Here is a 19,040-nt window from a genome sequence, read left to right as displayed (position 1 = left end):
AACAACAGGGACACAGGGCGATGACATCAGGCAGCAAGAAAATCGCAGTGATCGGGCTGGGCTATGTGGGTCTGCCGCTGGCCGTGGAATTTGGCAAAAGGCGATCGGTTGTTGGCTTTGATATCAAGCCCGACCGGATCGCCGAATTGCAGGCTGGAAATGACAGCACGCTTGAGGTCAGCGCCGAAGAACTGGCCGAGGCAGGTCAGCTGAGCTTTACCACCGATCCAGCCGATCTGGCCGATTGTCAGATATTTATCGTGACCGTGCCCACGCCGATTGATGCCCATAAACGCCCCAACCTGACACCGCTGATCAAGGCCTCGGAAACGGTGGGGGCGGTGCTGAAAAAGGGCGACATCGTTATTTACGAAAGCACGGTGTATCCCGGCGCCACCGAAGAGGACTGCGTGCCGGTGCTGGAACGGGTCTCGGGGCTGACGTTCAACGAAGATTTCTTCGCAGGCTATTCGCCCGAGCGGATCAATCCGGGCGACAAGCTGCACCGCTTGCCAGATATCCTGAAGGTCACGTCGGGTTCGACCCCTGAAATCGCCGCCGAGATCGATGCGCTCTATGCCCAAGTGGTCACAGCGGGCACCTATATGGCTGAATCCATTCGTGTGGCCGAAGCCGCCAAGGTGATCGAAAACACTCAGCGCGACCTGAACATCGCCCTGGTGAACGAACTGGCGATCATTTTTGGGAAAATGGGGATTGATACCGAGGCCGTGCTGAAGGCCGCCGGCACCAAATGGAATTTTCTGCCCTTCCGTCCCGGTCTGGTGGGCGGGCACTGTATTGGCGTCGATCCCTATTATTTGACCCACAAGGCCGAGGCCGAAGGCTATCACCCCGAGGTCATCCTGGCCGGGCGCCGGATCAACGATGGCATGGGCGCCTATGCTGCGGGTCAGTTGGTGAAATCCATGCTGCGCCAGAAAATCCAGGTGAATGGCGCGCGGGTGCTGGTGATGGGGCTGGCGTTCAAGGAAAATTGCCCCGACCTGCGCAACACCCGAGTGGTTGACCTGATCGCCGAGCTGGAGACCTTCGGTGTGCAGGTGGATGTGCACGACCCTTGGGTCAGTGCCGACGAGGCGCAGGCCGAATACGGTATCGCTCTGAAAGACACGCCCGAGCAAGGCTATGACGGCATTGTTCTGGCCGTCGCGCATAGCCAGTTCCGCGAGATGGGGGCTGATAATATCCGCGCGCTGGGCAGCTCAGACAGCGTGTTCTTTGACCTCAAGAACGTTTTTGAGCTGTCAGACAGCGATCTGAGGCTTTGACCCTGAAAGGCCACAACCGATGACACCCGCAAACTCTCGTGACTCAGGACAAGGCCTCGCGTCCGTCCTGCGTGCGCGTGCCAAGCAGACGGGACTGCTGCGGACAGGATTGGGGACGGCGGCATTGCGCGTGATCGGGTTGGCATTGACGCTGGCCACCTCGGTACTTTTGGCGCGCGTCATGGGCCCCGAGGGTCTGGGAGTCTACACGCTGGCCTTTGCCGCAATAAGCCTGCTGGGGCTGCCGGTTCATATGGGGCTGCCCTCACTGGTCGTGCGGGAAACAGCTCAGTCCAACGCGGTCGCGGATTGGCCGCGCCTGCGGGGGATCTGGTATTGGTCAACGCGGAGGATCCTGCTGGTTTCCGCTGTGATCGGAGCGGTCTCGGCGATCGGGGTTTTCCTTTTTCCGGTGCTGCCCCCGGCTGCCCGGCCGGTGTTCTTGCTTGGAATTCCGCTGATCCCGCTGATTGCTTTGTCGCAAGTACGTTCGGCCGCTCTGAATGGCTTGGGACGTGTCGTCTGGAGCATGCTGCCCGAGATGCTCATCCGTCCTGCCTTGCTGATCCTCTTTGTTGCGGCAGGATACCTGATGTGGAATATCACGCTGTCCCCCAAATGGGTGATGGGGCTGCACCTGACAGCCGCCGCACTGGCCTTTGTTGCCGGGCTGGGGTTGTTGATGCGGGCGCGGCCCGAGGGCGTTCTGGGCGCGCGCGATCGCACGACCGATCCGGCCTGGGCGCGCGCGGTTTGGACGCTGGCGTTGATCGCCGGGGCCCAAAGCATCACTGCAAACGCTGATTTCCTGATGCTTGGATGGTGGCAAACTGCGGAACAGGTCGGGATATACAAGATCGCCAATTCCGGCGCCTCGCTAACAGTGACCGGCCTGGGGATTCTGGCCGTGATCGCCAATCCGCGCATCGCGGCCATGCACAAAGTGGGCGAGCAAAGGCAGTTGGCCCGCCTTGCCGCCTATACCGCAGTTCTGGGGTTCGCGGCCGCTGTTCCGGTCCTGTTGGTGTTTGCGATCTGGGGCGGACCGATCCTGTCGCTGGTGTTTGGCCCAGCGTTTGCGGACGGGTCCACAGCGATGGTCATCCTGACCTTGGGGCAGACACTCAGCGCATTTTTCGGCACCTGTGTCGGGCTGCTAAATATGACGGGGCATGAAAATCACGCGATGCGCGGGATGCTGATCTCGGCGCTGCTGAACGTGGTGTTGAACCTGATACTGATCCCATATTTTGGGATCGAAGGCGCCGCCGCCGCGACCCTGATCTCGACCGTTACCTGGAATGTGTTGTTGTGGTGGTCGGTGCGCCGGTGTCTTGGCTTGGACAGCTCGGTGCTGGGCCTATGGACATGGAGGCAGGTATGACGTCCCAAACCAAGCCCAAGGAGATCGCAAATGCCTGACCTCAAACAGATTTTGCGCCTCTTTAGGACCAGGTTGGCCCGCATCCAGGATCGTCTGCGCGTGGTCTTGGCCCCCGGGGTGCGCTCTGGGGCTGGGGTAAGCGCGGGGCGGGGCGCGGTGCTGTTGGTGACGGATGGCGGGCTGTGCCTGTTGGGGGCGGGAACGCAGATCGCGCGCAATGCGCAGGTCATTGTCAAATTCGGGCAGTTGCGCCTGGGCGAAGACGTGTTCATTGGGTTCGGCAGTGTTGTCACTGCGCGCGAACAGATCAAGATCGGGGCAGGGACCCAGATCGGCGAATATGTCACCATCCGGGATCAGGATCATGTTGTTGGCGCGGATGGTGTCTCGGCCACGGAATTCACCACGGCCCCCATAAAAATTGGCCGCAAGGTCTGGATCGGGGCCAAGGCGACGATCACCAAGGGGGTCACCATCGGCGACGGGGCCGTCATCGCAGCCGGGGCAGTCGTCACGCGCGATGTGCCTGCTGGCGCGAGGGTCGGGGGCGTGCCAGCGCGCGCCTTGAAAGGTTCGGGCACATGAAGGCGCTGCACGTGATCGACAGTCTTGGGCGGGGCGGGGCCGAGCAGGTGTTGCTGACGCTGCTGCCTGCTCTGCGGGATCAGGGCTGCGCGGTCGAGCTTGCGGTGATGCACGCGCCCTATGATCTGCAACCGGAGTTCGAGGCGCTGGGCATCCCGGTGCACCACTTGCCCAAAGCCAGGAAATGGGCGTTGCGCGCGCGCGCCCGGGCATTGGCAGGGCTGGCGGGTCGCATCGGGGCCGATATTGTTCACGCGCATCTGTATTTTCCTGCGGTCACCACGGCCTTGATGCGGGTCCTGCGGCTTGGTCAGGCGCGCAGTTTTGTGAGCTTTCACAACCTCGCCTATGCCGGGGCCAACAAGGCCGGGCTGGGCTTGTGGATCAAGAAGCGGCTGGCCGCTGTGCTCTATCCGCGCGGGATGGATGGCATGTTCGGCGTTTCGGCGGCCGTGGCGCGCCACTATGAACAGGCGCTGGGGCTGCGCACTGTGCAGGTGCTGTATAACCCGATTGCCCTGCCTGAATCTCAGGTCCCGACGGCGCAGCGACATTCCCCGTTTCGGATCGTCGTGCCCGGGCGCCTGGTGCCGGAAAAGGGCCACGCGGATATGATCGCAGCATTGGAGCTGTTGCAAATTCCGGTGGAAACCGTGTTCTGCGGAGGCGGGCCTTTGCAGGCCGACCTGGCGGCCAAGGCCCCCTCTGTTCGGATCACCGGCCCCGTAACCCACAAAGAAATGATGCAGGAAATCGGCGCGGCCGACCTGGTCGTGGTGCCTTCGCGCTTTGAAGGGTTTGGCATGACCGCGCTCGAGTCGATGTCCGTGTCGCGCCCCGTAATTGCCACGACAGCGGGTGGGCTGCCCGAAGTTCTGGGCGACGCGGGTGTTTTGGTGCCGCCGCAGGACCCGCGCGCTTTGGCAACGGCGATCAGCGACCTGCTGGCCAGCGATGAACGGCGCCTGTCCCTTGGTCGGCGGGCCCGACAGCGGGCTGAAACGCAGTTCGCGGCACCGGCAATCGCGGCCCGATTACTGACCTATTACCGCCAAAGTCTGGAGACCCCAAGCCAATGACACGCGCCTTGTATATTACCTATACAGGTCTTCTGGACCCGCTGGGACAAAGCCAGGTTTTGCAATATGTGCTGGGCCTGGCGCCACGTCACAAGATGGTGGTGCTCAGCTATGAAAAACCCGAAAACCTGACCGATACCGCGCGTCTGGCCGAGCTTGAAAATCGCCTGAAAGCCGCCGGAGTCGTTTGGCCTCGCCGGATCTGGCATCGCAAACCGGGCATTCCGGCGACCATCTATGACATCAATCGCGGCATCGCGCAGGCCACTCGGATCGTGCGGGAAAACGATATCCAACTGGTACATTGCCGCAGCTATATCGGTTCGATGATCGGGCTGGCGGTCAAGAAACGCACAGGCGCGCGGCTGATTTTTGACATGCGCGGGTTCTGGCCGGATGAACGGGTCGAGGGCGGGATCTGGCGCGCCGGATCACTGCCTTATCGCTATTTCAAACGGGTCGAACGCAAACTGTTCCAGCAGGCTGATCATGTTGTGTCTCTGACCCGCGCAGGTGTTCGCGAGATCACGCAGATGCCCTATTTGCAGGGGCGCATGCCTCCTGTTTCGGTGATCCCGACCTGCACCAATCTGGATATGTTTCACCCGGTGCCCACGCCTCGGCAGGGGTTTACGCTGGGCTATGTGGGATCGGTTGGCAGTTGGTACATGTTCACCGAGGTCGCGCAGGCAGTCGCCCGATTGTTCGAACTGCGCCCCGATGCGCGGTTTCTGGTCATTAACAAAGGTGGGCATGACCTGATCCGGTCCGAGCTGAATAAGGCCCGGGTTGATCTGTCGCGCGTCGAAATCCGGCAGGTGCCCTTTGATCAGGTGGCCGAGCAGATCGGGCGCATGGATGCGGGGATCTTCTTTATCAAACCTGTTTGGTCCAAACGTGCCTCTTGCCCGACCCGTATGGGCGAGTTCCTGGCCTGTGGCAAACCGTGTCTGGCCAATGCCGGGTGCGGGGACGTCGAAGAGGATTTCGCCCAGACGCAAACCGGGGTGACATTGCCCTCGACCACCAATCTGGGGGTCGACATGTCCGGGCTGGATATGGCCCTGGACCGCTTGATCAGCCTGTCCACCGACCCGCAGATGCAGACCAAATGCCGAACCGCGGCCGAAGAGCGTTTCTCGCTTGGTGGGGCCATCGAAGAATATCACAGCATCTATCAAAGGCTTGCCGAATGACCCCGCGCCCTTTGAAGGTTCTGTTTCTGACGCGCTATCCGGTGCAGGGGGCCTCGTCCCGGTATCGGGTGTTTCAGTACCTGCCCTTTCTGAAAAAGAAAGGCGTGCAGGCGGATGTGCAGAGCCTGATGGACACAGATATGTATGCGCTGTCTACGCAGCGCGGTCGGACCGGGCGCAAAATCTGGGCGACATTTCGGGCGGTTTTGCGCCGTCTATGGGCGTTGCGGAACTGGCGCCAGTACGACCTGATTTACCTGCAACGCGAGCTGCTGCCCTTTGGCCCGCCCATGGTCGAACGCTGGCTGAAACGGCGCGGCGCGGTGCTGATGTTTGACTATGACGATGCGCTGTTTATCCACAAGTCCAGCCGCTATTCGCCGTTGGCCAGCCTGATCCGCTCGCCCGACAAGGTGCGTCAGCTGTTCACCATCGTTGATTGCACCGTTGCGGGGAATAACTGGCTGCGGGATGTTGCACGCGACGCGGGGGGCGTGGCCGAAACTCTGGAGGTTGCCGAGGATACTGCTCGGATCCCCATGCACGCGGAGCATACCAACGATCAACCGGTGACGATTGGCTGGCTGGGATCGCCCTCGACAGTGAAGTACCTGCACTTGATCGCGCCTGTATTGCAGGACATCGCGAAACGGCACCCCGAGACGCAATTTCGCATCATGGGTGGCGGTGATTTCCGGATGGAAGAGGTGCCCTGGCAGCTGTCCGACTGGTCGATGGAGGCCGAGCTGGAGGCTCTGGCGGATTTCGATATCGGCCTGATGCCCCTCCCGCCCGAGGATTGGGCCAAGGGGAAATCGGGGGGCAAGGCGCGCACCTATATGGCCGCTGGCGTGGTGCCGGTTTGCGCCGCAATTGGGTATAACACCGAACTTCTGCGGGATGGTGAGACCGGGTTTTTGTGCAGCACGCCCGAGGATTGGACCCGCGCGCTTGAAACCGCGCTGACAGATGCCGGTTTGCGCCAACGCATCGCAACCGCTGCCCGGGCCGAGGTGGAAACCCGCTTTGATCTGGAAACGACCGCTGGCAAGATGCGCCAACTGTTTGATCGGGTGTTGGAGGACCGCTTATGACCGAACCGTTGCCTCCGGCCATTGTGATGGGGCTTTCGCCCACCGGATTGCACGTGGTTCGCACCCTTGGTCGCGCCGGGGTGAAGGTTATTGGCGTGGCGGACGGGCCGCAGGCGGGGGTGGCCTCGCGCTATTGTCGTCGGGTGATCTATGGCTCGGCGGCCGAAAAGATCGACAAGATATGCGCGGCCTTCCCAGAGGGCGGCGAGAAACCTGTCTTGATCGCAACGTCCGATCAGGATGTGGATCTGATCATGGATAACGCCGACATGCTGTCGCGCCATGTTCGGTTTCAGGCCAGCTATGAAGATGGCGTCGCGCGCGAGATCATGGACAAGGAACGCTTCTATCGGCTGTGCGAAGCGCATGGCGTCGCCTATCCGCGTCTGTGGTCCGGCCCCAAGAAAGAGATCGCGACCCTCGACGATCAGATCAGTTTTCCCTGCCTGATTAAGCCCGCATTGATCCAGCTGCTAAAGGGCCGGATGGGTGGCAAAAAGGGTTGGATCGCCCGAAACAGAGACGAATACAGGGCCAAAGTGTCCAGGATTCCCTCGGATGCGGGAACGCTGTTGGTGCAGGAAATCGTGGAAGGCCCAGAAAGCAACATAACCCTGTGGTGCGGGCATCTGAGCGCGCAAGGCGTGCAGAACGGTTTCACCGCGCGCAAACTGCGCCAATTCCCGCCGGGGTTTGGCTCGGCGTCGCTCGTGCAAAGCCATGACGAACCTGACAGCGCGCAGATCGCCGAAGCCCTGCTGATAGGATTGGGCTTTCGGGGGACCGCCGCCGCCGAGTTCAAACGAGGCCCCGATGGACAGTTGAAAATCATCGAAATCAACGTGCGCCCGTCGCTGTGGTTTTCGATCACAGATCCGGCCGGGCGGCCCACGGTGCTGTCGGCATATCGAGATCTTGCCGGGCTGCCGCCGGTGCCAGAACAGCCCCAGAAACAGGGCGTTCGCTGGCGCTATGCGCTGAAAGACCTGTATTCGCGCCTGTTTTATCTGCTGAAACCGGGCTTCATCCTACCTGGCCCGGACATACAGGTGACGGGCCCCGCGAAAAAACGCACCAGCGCAGTCTTTGCCTGGGACGACCCGATGCCAGCCGTGGCTGAGTTACGCAACTTTGTCGGCAAAGCCTGGACAAGACTCGGCCGGAGGCGCGGATGAGCGGGAGGTTCGTCATATCGCTGGATTTCGAGCTGATGTGGGGCGTGCGCGATCATCGCTCGGTCGCTGACTATGGCGATGCGGTGCTGGGCGCACGCCAAGCCATCCCTCAGATGCTGCAACTGTTCGCGCGCTACGATATTCAGGCGACCTGGGCCACGGTCGGGCTGTTGTTTGCCCGGACCAAAGGTGAAATGCGCCGCTTTGCGCCCGCGATTTTACCGGAATATCAGAACCCACGTCTGTCCCCCTATCCCGCGTTAGACCAGATCGGCGCGGACGAGGATGAGGATCCCCATCACTTTGGCCGCAGCTTGCTGGATCAGATCGCCAGCACCAGGGGGCAGGAAATCGCCACGCATAGCTACGGCCATGTGTATGCCCTTGAGCCCGGGATGACGCCCGAGGCCTGGCGCGCGGATTTGGCTGCGGCCATCGCCATCGCGACCGAGGCCGGGCATTCGCTGCAATCCATCGTGTTTCCTCGCAATCAGATGGGGCCGGACCACGTGGCGATCTGTCAGGATCTTGGTCTGCGGGTGATCCGGGGCAATCCGCCGGGGGCGGTGTATCGGCCGCGTTCGGGCCAAGAGCTGACACCCTGGGTGCGTGGATTGCGGTTCCTTGATGGGGTTGTGCCATTGCTTGGCCCGGTCAGTTTTGCACTGCCCAAAGGCGACGAGATTATGGATGTTCCGGCCTCGCGTTTTCTGCGGCCCTGGAACCGGCGGTTTCCCCTGTATTCGACCTTACATCAGAGACGAATCCAGCGCGAAATGACAAAAGCCGCAAAATCTGGACTCGGCTATCACTTGTGGTGGCACCCTCACAATATGGGCAGAGATACCGCGCAAAACATGACCCAGCTTGAAACGATCCTGCGCCACTTCAAGCGCTTGCGGGACCAGTATGATTTCCAAAGCGTGACCATGGGCGCGTTCGGAGACGCCCCATGAGCACTTACCTGACCATCTTCACGGTTCTCTCGTTGCTGGGCCTGTCGATTCCGGACCGCAGATCACTGGCGACGCTGCTGACGATCAGCCTGTTTCTGGTTTGGTTCATGGGAACGCGCTATATCGTGGGCTGCGATTTCAAGGCCTATTTCCTGCGCTATACCGACACGTTACCCGGCCTCTATGTCTCCGAGATCTTTGTGGAACAAGAACCGGGCTATGCGCTGATGACGGCGATCCTCAAGACCCTGGGCGCGCATTATATGTGGGTGAATATTTGCGCCTCGGCGCTGATGGTGTTGGGATATTTCTATTTCGCGCGGGCGCACCGCAGCCCGATCATGATTCTGGCGCTGCTGTTCCCTGTGATCATCGTGCAGCTGGGCATGTCGGGTATTCGTCAGGGGGTGGCGGTGTCGGCGCTGATGGTGGCCTCGGTGTTTTTCATGCGGGGTCGGGGCTGGATGACCGCGCTGTTCATCATTCTGGGCGCGCAGTTCCACAGCTCGTTGATCATGTTCCTGCCCATGGCCTTCTTGGCTGGGCGTAAAGTCAATATCGGGCAAATCGTGATTGGCGTGCTGCTGCTGACACCAGTGGCCGTGTATCTGCTGAGCGATCGGCTGGACGTTTATGCTGACCGCTATATCGAGCAGAACTACGGGGCCATTACCTCGAGTGGGGCCATCATCCGGTATGGCATGATCATGATCCCGCAGGTGTTTTTCCTGGCCTATCACCGGCGCCTCCGCGATCAGTTCCCCGAGGTCTATGGGTTGCTGAAGCTATTCGTCATCATCTGCTTCAGCCTGATGCCATTGGCCGTGTTTTCATCGATCGCGCTGCATCGGATCAATTTCTACGTGATGCCGTTCAGTATCCTGAGCTTCGTGTACCTGTCCTGGTGCATCTTCCCACGCAACCAGGTTGTGCTGGGCCGGGCGTTGCCGGCGGTCACCTATGGGCTGTATCAGCTGTCATGGTTCCTGACGTCGTCCCATGCCGAGGCCTGCTATAATCCGTATCGCAGTTTTAGTTTTCTGATGCTGACAGGGGCCTGAGATGCGTGTTTTGCTGACCGTCAATGCGGCTTGGAATATCCTGAATTTCCGCAAACCTTTGGTCGATCATTTGCTGGCAGCGGGGCATCACGTCACGGTTCTGGCGCCCGCGGATGGGTCCGAAGAGACCCTGCGCCAGATGGGGTGTGCTTTCGTGCCCCTGCCGATGGATGCCAAGGGGCTGTCTCCGCTGGACGGCGTTCGGCTGGTGCGGGAATTCAAGCGTCATTTTCGCGCGCTGGACCCCGAGCTTGTTCTGAGCTTTACCATTAAAAACAACCTGTTTGGGGCCGTCGCGGCACGGTCGTTGGGCGTGCCGTTCATTCCCAATGTCACCGGGTTGGGCACTGCCTTCCTGTCCGGGCGCGCGCTGCAATTGGTGGCTGAAACGCTGTACCGGTATTGTTTTCGCAACCTGTCGGTTGTGTTTTTTCAAAACGAGGATGATCGCGATCTGTTCCTGTCCCGCAGTTTGGTCCGGGCGGATCAAGCGCGATTGCTGCCGGGCTCGGGGATTGATCTGGCGCGGTTTTCTGTCCGCCCGTTGCCCGGTTTGCAGGACCCGGTATTCCTGATGATTGCGCGGCTGATCCGCGACAAAGGAGTGCTGGAATATGCCGAGGCCGCCGCACGCGTAAAGCAAACTTATCCCGGGGCGCAGTTTCGTATTTTGGGGCCGCAAGGCGCGGAAAACCGCAGCGCCATTCCGCCTGAAATCGTGGCCAGCTGGTCGCCTGACACCGATTTGGACTATGTCGGCGAAACCTCGGATGTGCGGGCGTATATCGAGGATGCAGATTGCATTGTTCTGCCCTCGTATCGCGAAGGGGCTCCGCGCACATTGATCGAGGCGGCCGCCATGGGGCGTGCCGTCATTGCCACCGATGTTCCCGGCTGCCGCGCGGTGGTGCAGGACGGGATCACCGGCTTTCTATGCGCGCTGCAAGACGCGGGCAGCCTGGCGCAGGCCTGCGAGCAATTTATCCAACTTGCGCCGGAACAGAGACGATCTATGGGTCTAGCAGGGCGACAAAAGATGGAGCGGGAGTACGATCAATCCATTGTGGTTCAGGCGTATGAGGCCGCCATACGGGATGTGCGAAATTGATGGACACGCTGTTTTTCGTCGCCTCGAAAGTCGTTGGTTTGGCCCTTCGGGCCGAGACATGGATCGCGCTGTTCTTGCTGTTGGGGTTTTGGGCGCAATACCGGGGTCGCATGTGGACGGGGCGCGTGTTGCTGGGGATGGGATTTTCGCTGTTGGTGGGGCTTGCCGCGTTGCCGATCGGCGATCTGATGCTCCGCCCATTTGAAACGGCTTATCCCGCCAAACCAGATATCACCGACGCAGATGGGATCATCGTATTGGGAGGTGCCGAGCAAGCCGGCCTGGCACATCGCTGGGGATTGCCCATGGTGAACGAGGCTGGCGAGCGTTTCATCGCAGGCGCCGCTTTGGCCCGGGAACATCCCCAAACCAGGCTGGTCTTTTCCGGGGGCAGCGGATCATTGCGGGACCTGGGGCGCAACCATACTTTGCAAGCGGATATGGCCATGGACTTGTTTGTGTCGCTGGGGATCGACCCTGCGCGCATCACGTTAGAGGGCGCCAGCCGCAACACCGCCGAAAACGCCCGGAACTCCAATGCGTTGATCCGGCCTCAGGAGGGTGAAAAATGGGTGCTTGTGACCTCGGCCTTTCATATGAGGCGGGCGGTGCGCAGTTTTCATGCAGCCGGCTGGGATCAGATCATCCCCTATCCGGTGGATTTTCGTGCCCGACGCCTGCGCAATGGGCTGATTTGGGATCTGCCGCGCAATTTACGGCTGTTCAATACGGCCATAAAGGAAACCGTTGGTTTGATTGCATATAATTTGACGGGGCGCTAGGTGCGCTCCATCTTGCCTTTGGACGCAACCGGGGTAGTAAGGACGCAATGGCAGGATTGCGCGGCATATTGGGGATGACACCCAAACCTTCGAAGGCAAAGGGGTTCACACATCCCATTGCCCCGGATCAGCCGTTTCTGGCCATCGGCGATATCCATGGCCGTGCCGATTTGCTGGAACGTCTGGAGCGGATCCTTCTGGCCGAAGCGCCGGGCCTGCCTGCGGTCTTTGTGGGGGACTATGTTGATCGGGGCGAAAACAGCGCGCAAGTGATCGAGCTTTTGATGTCGTCCTCGGAAACGGGGGATCAGCCGGTATTCTGCCTCAAGGGCAATCACGAGGAAATGTGCCTGCGCTTTCTGGACGACCCCGAGCGCTATGGCGAGCGTTGGCTCAGATTTGGCGGGCTGCAAACGCTGGCCAGCTATGGGGTGCAGGTGGGCGGCGCCGATGTCAGCGCATTGAAGCGCGCCCGCGACGATCTGGCCCTGGCTATGGGGGATAAGGTGATCGAATGGATCCGGTCCCGCCCGACCATGTGGCGCAGCGGCAATGTGTGCGTGACCCATGCGGGGGCCGATCCAGCCCGCCCGCTCGAGTCCCAGTCGGTTCGTTCGTTGCTATGGGGCCACAAGGACTTCACCGAGAAATCGCGCTCGGATGGCCAGTGGATCGTATATGGCCACGTGATCACCGACCGCCCCAGCGCCGCGCGCGGTCGCATCGCCGTGGATACCGGCGCTTATGCGACGGGACGGCTGACCGCAGCGCTGATTTCCCATGATTCCGTTCGTTTTCTGACCACTTAATCTGTGCAGGATCGAAAAAACAGTTAAAGAGACCCAACATCTTGTGGCATACAGAATGTGTCTGCCGCTCTATCGGTAAGTTGGGGCAAAACCTGGGATGAAACGCCGGATCGCATACAAATTGTGCGGGATCACTGTATCTTGCATTGGGGCTCTTGCGGCCTCGCCAGCGGTTCCGCAACAGGCGGGCGGCTTTGCAGGCTATTCCGGCTACAACACCTACGGCTATCCTGGTTTGATCGATATGCCCTCGGCCTACAGCCGCCCGGATGCCGAGCTGAGCTTTACCTCCAGCCATTTTCGCAACCAGACGCGCAACACGCTGACCTTTCAGATTTCACCGCGCCTGTCAGGCAGTTTTCGCTATGCGCTGTTGTATGACATTCGCCCCAATCCGACCGGGCCTGTGTCGGATTATCGCTTCGACCGCAGCTTCTCGGTGCACTATCGCCTGGTGGACGAGGATCAGCGCCGGCCAGCCGTGGCTGTTGGGTTGAACGACTTTCTGGGCACCGGGCTGTATTCGTCTGAATATGTGGTTGCCTCGAAGCAGGTGGGGTCTTCGGTGCGGGTGACGGGTGGTATCGGCTGGGGGCGTCTGGCGGGTATCGGCGGTTTCGACAACCCCTTGTCGGTGATTTCGGATCGGTTTGATACGCGACCGGGCCGCGGGAGCGATCGAGGCGGCGTGGTGCGTACCAACAACTGGTTTCGCGGAGATGCCGCCTTGTTTGGGGGTGTGGAATGGCAAGCCACCGAGAAGTTGCGCGTCGTGGCCGAGTACAGCTCGGATGCCTACCCGTCCGAAGATGGTTCAGCGTTTAATCGCAAATCGCCAATGAACTTTGGCCTGTCCTACGCCTTTCGCCCGCATGTCGTGTTTGGCCTGAACTATCTGTATGGGTCCGAGATCGGCGCCACCGTGACCCTGGGTCTGAACCCGCTTACACCCCCTGCTGGCGCTGGGCGGGATAAGGCACCAGCCCCCGTGGTGCCGCGCGCCAACCTGCGCAAGCTGGGCTGGAGCGAAGACATGCTGAACCCCAATGTACAGGCCAGCAAGGTCTTTGCCGCCTTGGAAAACGATGGCATCCGCCTGCATGGCATCGATATCCGCACGCGCGTGGTGACCATCGAGATCGAGAACGAGCGCTATGCCACCACGGCCCAGGCGATCGGACGCACGGCGCGCCATCTGACCGGGATCATGCCGCCGGATGTGGGGGTCTTTGTGATCGTCCCAATGGCCAGCGGTCTGCGCGGCGATGCCGTGACCATCCGGCGCAGCGATCTGGAGACCCTGGAATTTGACAGCGATGGCGCCTGGGCCAGCTATGCCCGCGCACAATTCAACCAGCCTGTGGCCCGCGTGACGCCGATCACCGGGCGCTATCCGTCCTTCCAGTGGGATTTCAAACCCTATTTGTCGCCCAGCTTTTTCGACCCTGATTCACCGGTTCGGGCCGATTTTGGTGTCGAGCTGTCGGCAAAATACGAACCTGCTCCGGGCCTGATATTCAGCGGCGTGTTGCGCAAGAAACTGGCCGGGAACCTGGATACCTCGAACCGACCGTCGACCTCGGTGCTGCCGCATGTGCGCTCGGATTTCAATATCTACGAACGCGAGGGTGATCCGGCTCTGACGGAACTGACGGGGGCCTATTACTTCAAGCCCGGCAAAGAGCTTTATGGCCGTGTCACTGCCGGGTATCTGGAACCCATGTATGCGGGTCTTTCAACCGAGCTTCTCTGGAAGCCGGGTAAGCGCAACTTTGCCCTGGGGGCCGAGCTGAACCACGTCAAGCAGCGGGACTTTGATCAGCGGTTCGGTTTGCGGTCTTACGAGGTCACGACGGGCCACGTTTCGGCCTATTGGGATCTGGGGCGGGGGTATCATGGCCAGATTGACGCGGGTCGCTATCTGGCCGGGGATTGGGGGGCCACCGTGGCGCTGGATCGGGTGTTCAAGAACGGCTGGAAGGTCGGCTTTTTCGCCACGCTGACGGATGTGTCCTTTGATGATTTCGGCGAAGGCTCGTTCGACAAGGGCCTGAAAATCACGGTGCCGCTGAACTGGGTCTCGGGTCAGCCCTCGACCGATCAGTACACCACCGTCATTCGCCCCGTGACCCGCGATGGTGGTGCCCGCGTGAACGTGTCAGGGCGCCTGTATGAAACTGTCCATGGCTTGCAGCGATCCGATATTCGCGACGGCTGGGGGAGGTTCTGGCGATGAGGGTGTTGCTGCTGTTTTTGTTGGCTTTGGCGGCCTGTTCAACGCCCGATCCCGTTCGGGTGGATATAAACCAGTTGGTGACGCGCGCGCAGCTGGACCAGGTGAAGACACCGCTTTTGGCGGCGCGTCTGACTGGCCCCGGGACCTTTGCAACGATGATCCCCGTGGGGGTGAATGGCGATGTGGTGACCTGGCGCTCGGCGGATGACATCACTCTGTCGCTCAGGCAGGGGATGATCGTGGCCACACGCGGGCTGGGTCAGGATTTGATGGCGGCTGATATCGCTGATGCGTTGCAGATGTTGCGCGGCTTCGAAGGGGCGTATACGCGCGTTCACACCTATCTGGACGGCGAATATCAGACGCAGTTTTTGGCCTTTACCTGCCGATCCGAGGGGCAGGTGTCCGAGCGCATCGAGATCGTTGAACACCTGCATCCAACGCGTCGTTTCGAGGAATCATGTTTTGCGCCGGATTTGCGCATAGCGAACACATATTGGGTGGATCCAAACGGAACCATCTGGAAATCAAAACAATGGGTCGGCCCGTCGTTGGGGTATATGGAAACTGAATTGCTGGTGCAGTAAGCTGACCAAAACGGGCGCGCGCTGTCGCGACCCACATGAGGAAAAGAGCATGGTAGCGAAAGGAATAACACGGGCGGTTTTGCTGGGCACGATCCTGGCGACAGGCGCGTGTGGGGTGACGTATCACTCTCCTTCGGTAAAGCAACAGTCCCAGGGCGCCGAGGTGCGGGTCGTGCCGCTTACGGCGCAAAGCGTGCTGGTTGCGAACAGGTCGGCGTATACGCCGCGCAGTTTGCCGGACGTGTTTGCGCGTGTGGCCGGGCCAGGGCAGGCGCGCGGGGTTGGGGCGATGCCCGAACCGCCAGAGGCCCTGAAAAACAACCGCGTTGTGCTGGAAACCCGACTGCCTCCGGCCATCACCCCCGAGCCGTATCGCATTGGTGTCGGCGACGTGGTGCTGTTGGCAACCAAATCTGCGGCCAGCACCGTTGAGCAACTGACCGGCCTACTGGCGGCGCAGAACCAGCGCCAGGGCTATACGGTGCGCGATGACGGGGCGATTGCGATCCCTGACATCGGCACGGTTGGGCTGGCAGGTATGACCCTGGACGAGGCCGAGGCCAAGCTGTTTCAGGTGCTGGTGGAAAACCAGATCGACCCGGCCTTCTCGTTAGAGGTTTCCGAGTTCAACTCGCGTCGTGTGTCGGTGGGCGGCGCCGTGCGCAATCCGGCGATTGTGCCGATCTCTTTGAACCCGCTGAACCTGGCCGAAGCTCTGACCGCCGCTGGGGGACTGACGGTAAAAGATCGCGAATATGCCTCGATCCGGATGTATCGCGATGGCACGTTGTACCAGATTCCGGTCGAGACATTTGTCACCAAGCCGGAGCTGGGGAAAATCCAGTTGCTGGATGGCGACGCTGTCTTTGTGGATACCAGCTATGATCTGGATCGCGCGATGGAGTTCTACACCCAGGCCTTGCGGGCAACCGAGCTGCGCCGGAATGCACGCTACTCGGTCTTGCAAGAGATGCAGATCGAGATGCGAATGCGCCAGGATACCCTGCGCGGACATCGCGAAAACTATCGCGCCCGCCAAGAGCTGGGCGGGGTGAAGCGTGACTATGTCTATCTGACTGGTGAGGTTCGTGAACAAAGCCGCTTCACCATGCCGTTTGATCAGCAGGTGACGCTGGCGGATGTGCTGTACGAACAGGGAGGTTTCAACACCGCGACGGGCAACCCTGCGCAGATCTACGTGCTGCGGGCCTCGGACGTGCCCGAGGAATTCGGCGCCGTGACCGCTTGGCATCTGGATGCGCGCAACGCGATCAACATTACCCTGGCCACCCGGATGGAGATGCGTCCCAACGACATCGTCTTTATCGAAGAACAACCGGTCACCAAATGGGGCCGCGCGGTTCAGCAGATCTTCCCGACCTTGCTGGGAACGGTGAATTCGGCAGCGAACTGAAGCGATTGACCCAAACAAAAAAGGCGGCCATTTGGGGCCGCCTTTTCGTGTTCAACAGAGCTGCTCAGATGTCATAATAGGCATGGCCATAATGGGAATAGGCCCCGTATTTCCCATATTTGCCGCTATAGCCATAGCGCTTCATTCCGGCCGGGTCGATCTGTGACAGAACCAGGCCAGTGACCGTCTGATTGACGATATCGAACTGTTCAAGCCCTTCGGTGACCTGAGCCTTGGTGGTGCTGTCCCAGGCCACGGTGAACACGACCGCGTCAACCGACTGAGCAATCACACGCGCATCCGGCACCACCAGCACCGGCGGCGTATCGATGATGATGAAGTCATAGCTCTGTCGCGCAGTTTCGATGAAATGGTGGAAGGTTTCCGAGCTAAAAACATCCGCTGCGTTCACGTTGGTTTTCTCGCCCATCAACACGTCGGCATTCAGCAAATCATCGTGGATCACGGCCTCGTCCAGGGGCACATTGCCAGACAGAACCGACAGAATTCCGGCATCCCGGACCTTGGTGAAATAGCTGTTAAAGGTGCGCCGGCGAATATCGCCCTCGACCAGCAGAACGCGCTTGCCCAGACCTGACAGGTTGTGCGCCAGCGCGATGGCTTGTGTGGTCTTGCCCTCGGCCGGAATGGACGAGGTCGACATGATCACCTGGGGCGGATTGTCCAGATCAGACAACAGGATCGAGGTTCGCAGGTTCCGCACGGCCTCGGCCGCAGGAGAGGTGGGTTTCTCGACCAGATAGGGGATCAGATCGGCACGTGATTTGATCGGGATGCGCGGAATTTGCCCCAGAACCGGCAGATCCGCGTGTTTGGACAGCTCGTCCGCTGTGCGATAGCCCCGGTGCAGGAACTGGCGCAGCAGAATGACCATCACCCCAAACAGCGCACCGAATACAAACGAGATCGCCAGGATCATAGATTTGCGCGGCTCGATATAGCGCCCGCGATTGGCCTGCGAAATCACGCGGACATCGGCCTTTTGCAGACCGCGCTGAACCGAGATTTCCTTGAGCCGGGTCAGAAAGGTCTCATACAGAATGGTCGTGGATTCAATATCCCGCTCCATCTGCAACAGGGTGGCCAGATCGGCGGTCTGTTCTTCGATCTGAGTTTGCAGGCGCGCATCCGCCTGCTCCAGAGCCGCAACCTGTGACCGCAACCGATCGACATTGGTGCGGGCGCGGGTCATCAACAGGTCCGAGCGAGCAACGTATAGCCGTTCAGCATTTGCGGCCCCGGCGTTCAGGTCTTTCAGAATGCGATCCAGCGTGGGGTCTTGCAACGCGTCGGCCAAAGCCTCCCGATCTCCGGTGGCTTTGATCTTTTCCAACGCGGCATAGGCCTTTTCTCCGGCTGCCAGCGAGGTTCGGGTTTCCTCAAGCCGGTCGCGGTTGTCTTTGGCCTGACGGGTGAGCGCGCCCAAGGCGTCGGCGCTGATCAGATCCGTTTCCGAACGCAGATCCTTTAGCGCATCTTCTTTTTCTTTCAGATCGGATTCCAGCGCCGCCACTCGTTCAGACAGCCAGTTGATGGCTTGTTCGACGGCCTCGAACTTCACGGCGATCTGGTTCTGGATATAGGCCTCGGCCACCGCATTTGCGATCAGTGCGGCCTTGCGGGGGTGTTCGCTGATGGCCGTGATATTGAAGATATAGGTATAGCGCTTGGCCTCGGCGAAAACGTTCCCGCGTACGGCGGCCACGGTGCTGTTGAACACGGCCCGAGAGTTGGTGTTGATATTCTCGGACGAGGACGGCAGCTCGGCACCGATCCAACCGCGGATCGTTTCCTTGATCCCCTCCGCCGATAGAGGACGTACTTCGCGCAGGGTGGGATTGAATTCGGGGTCTTTGGTCAGATCCAGCTTGCGCACAACCTCTTCGATCACGCGACGCGAGGTAATGACCTCGAGCTCGGTGAACATAGCTGAGAACTCGGGCGCGATCGTGGTGACGTTGCTTTCAATATCCGAGACCAGAGACCGCTGGATATTCAGCGCCAGATTTGCGGTTGCCGAGTAGCGGGGCACAGCCACTCGAAAAGCATAAAAACCGCCTATCAGAACGGCGATCGCAACGCATAAAGCGATGAACCATTTGCCCAGCCATAAAGTGCCCAGAAGATGGAGAAGATCCAGGCCCTCATCGTCCTGGTTGCCGGCTGTGCGCCGGGATGGGGCAGTGTGCCCCTTGCTTTCAGCTTGCGCCATGTCGTACTGCCCGCGCCGCCTTTGCGGCGGTCATTCGATTGTGGTGGAG

At 60.3% G+C, this 19,040-nt stretch carries 16 protein-coding genes; 15 read left to right on the top strand and 1 reads right to left on the bottom strand.

Going from position 1 to position 19,040, the window contains the following annotated elements; genetic code table 11:
- Positions 1 to 20 precede the first annotated feature (20 nt).
- From tviB to ACXADQ_RS05900, 15 genes are all read left to right on the top strand, one after another.
- Entirely contained in the window at positions 21 to 1,292 is a 1,272-nt protein-coding gene (gene tviB, locus ACXADQ_RS05970; protein WP_475316693.1) for a Vi polysaccharide biosynthesis UDP-N-acetylglucosamine C-6 dehydrogenase TviB, read from the top strand.
- 19 nt (positions 1,293 to 1,311) lie between these two features.
- Positions 1,312 to 2,676, top strand: a complete 1,365-nt coding sequence (locus ACXADQ_RS05965) for a flippase (RefSeq protein WP_475316690.1) — start codon at positions 1,312 to 1,314, stop codon at positions 2,674 to 2,676.
- 30 nt (positions 2,677 to 2,706) lie between these two features.
- Positions 2,707 to 3,261 carry an acyltransferase gene (locus tag ACXADQ_RS05960; RefSeq protein ID WP_475316688.1) on the top strand — a complete coding sequence of 185 codons (555 nt, stop codon included), beginning with the start codon at positions 2,707 to 2,709 and terminating at the stop codon, positions 3,259 to 3,261.
- Entirely contained in the window at positions 3,258 to 4,340 is a 1,083-nt protein-coding gene (locus ACXADQ_RS05955; RefSeq protein ID WP_475316682.1) for a glycosyltransferase family 4 protein, read from the top strand. Before ACXADQ_RS05960 ends, ACXADQ_RS05955 begins: the two co-directional genes overlap by 4 nt.
- The gene (locus ACXADQ_RS05950) at positions 4,337 to 5,536 is read left to right on the top strand and encodes a glycosyltransferase (RefSeq protein ID WP_475316677.1); all 1,200 of its coding nucleotides are present in this window, start codon (positions 4,337 to 4,339) and stop codon (positions 5,534 to 5,536) included. The genes ACXADQ_RS05955 and ACXADQ_RS05950 overlap by 4 nt, the downstream gene beginning before the upstream one ends.
- Positions 5,533 to 6,630 (top strand): glycosyltransferase family 4 protein, encoded by a 1,098-nt coding sequence (locus ACXADQ_RS05945; RefSeq protein ID WP_475316672.1) that lies wholly within the window; start codon positions 5,533 to 5,535, stop codon positions 6,628 to 6,630. The genes ACXADQ_RS05950 and ACXADQ_RS05945 overlap by 4 nt, the downstream gene beginning before the upstream one ends.
- Positions 6,627 to 7,805 carry a carboxylate--amine ligase gene (locus ACXADQ_RS05940; RefSeq protein ID WP_475316666.1) on the top strand — a complete coding sequence of 393 codons (1,179 nt, stop codon included), beginning with the start codon at positions 6,627 to 6,629 and terminating at the stop codon, positions 7,803 to 7,805. Before ACXADQ_RS05945 ends, ACXADQ_RS05940 begins: the two co-directional genes overlap by 4 nt.
- The gene (locus tag ACXADQ_RS05935; protein ID WP_475316661.1) at positions 7,802 to 8,761 is read left to right on the top strand and encodes a polysaccharide deacetylase family protein; all 960 of its coding nucleotides are present in this window, start codon (positions 7,802 to 7,804) and stop codon (positions 8,759 to 8,761) included. Before ACXADQ_RS05940 ends, ACXADQ_RS05935 begins: the two co-directional genes overlap by 4 nt.
- Positions 8,758 to 9,822, top strand: a complete 1,065-nt coding sequence (locus ACXADQ_RS05930; RefSeq protein ID WP_475316654.1) for an EpsG family protein — start codon at positions 8,758 to 8,760, stop codon at positions 9,820 to 9,822. Before ACXADQ_RS05935 ends, ACXADQ_RS05930 begins: the two co-directional genes overlap by 4 nt.
- Position 9,823: 1 nt before the next feature.
- Entirely contained in the window at positions 9,824 to 10,930 is a 1,107-nt protein-coding gene (locus ACXADQ_RS05925; protein WP_475316650.1) for a glycosyltransferase family 4 protein, read from the top strand.
- Complete coding sequence (locus tag ACXADQ_RS05920) at positions 10,930 to 11,712, top strand: YdcF family protein (protein ID WP_475316644.1); 783 nt, start codon at positions 10,930 to 10,932, stop codon at positions 11,710 to 11,712. The genes ACXADQ_RS05925 and ACXADQ_RS05920 overlap by 1 nt, the downstream gene beginning before the upstream one ends.
- A gap of 74 nt (positions 11,713 to 11,786) precedes the next feature.
- Positions 11,787 to 12,521, top strand: coding sequence for a metallophosphoesterase (locus tag ACXADQ_RS05915; protein WP_475316639.1), 735 nt, complete (start codon positions 11,787 to 11,789; stop codon positions 12,519 to 12,521).
- 97 nt (positions 12,522 to 12,618) lie between these two features.
- Positions 12,619 to 14,757, top strand: coding sequence for a YjbH domain-containing protein (locus ACXADQ_RS05910; RefSeq protein WP_475316635.1), 2,139 nt, complete (start codon positions 12,619 to 12,621; stop codon positions 14,755 to 14,757).
- Positions 14,754 to 15,344, top strand: coding sequence for a YjbF family lipoprotein (locus ACXADQ_RS05905; protein ID WP_475316632.1), 591 nt, complete (start codon positions 14,754 to 14,756; stop codon positions 15,342 to 15,344). Before ACXADQ_RS05910 ends, ACXADQ_RS05905 begins: the two co-directional genes overlap by 4 nt.
- A 49-nt stretch (positions 15,345 to 15,393) precedes the next feature.
- Positions 15,394 to 16,758, top strand: coding sequence for a polysaccharide biosynthesis/export family protein (locus ACXADQ_RS05900; RefSeq protein ID WP_475316628.1), 1,365 nt, complete (start codon positions 15,394 to 15,396; stop codon positions 16,756 to 16,758).
- Between the two features lie 64 nt (positions 16,759 to 16,822).
- Here the strand turns inward: ACXADQ_RS05900 and ACXADQ_RS05895 are convergent, their stop codons facing one another.
- Complete coding sequence (locus ACXADQ_RS05895) at positions 16,823 to 18,991, bottom strand: GumC family protein (RefSeq protein WP_475316624.1); 2,169 nt, start codon at positions 18,989 to 18,991, stop codon at positions 16,823 to 16,825.
- Positions 18,992 to 19,040 lie beyond the last annotated feature (49 nt).

It is taken from the genome of Thalassovita sp. ABM4_323, assembly GCF_056158665.1.
This window is presented reverse-complemented; position numbering and strand designations above follow the sequence as displayed.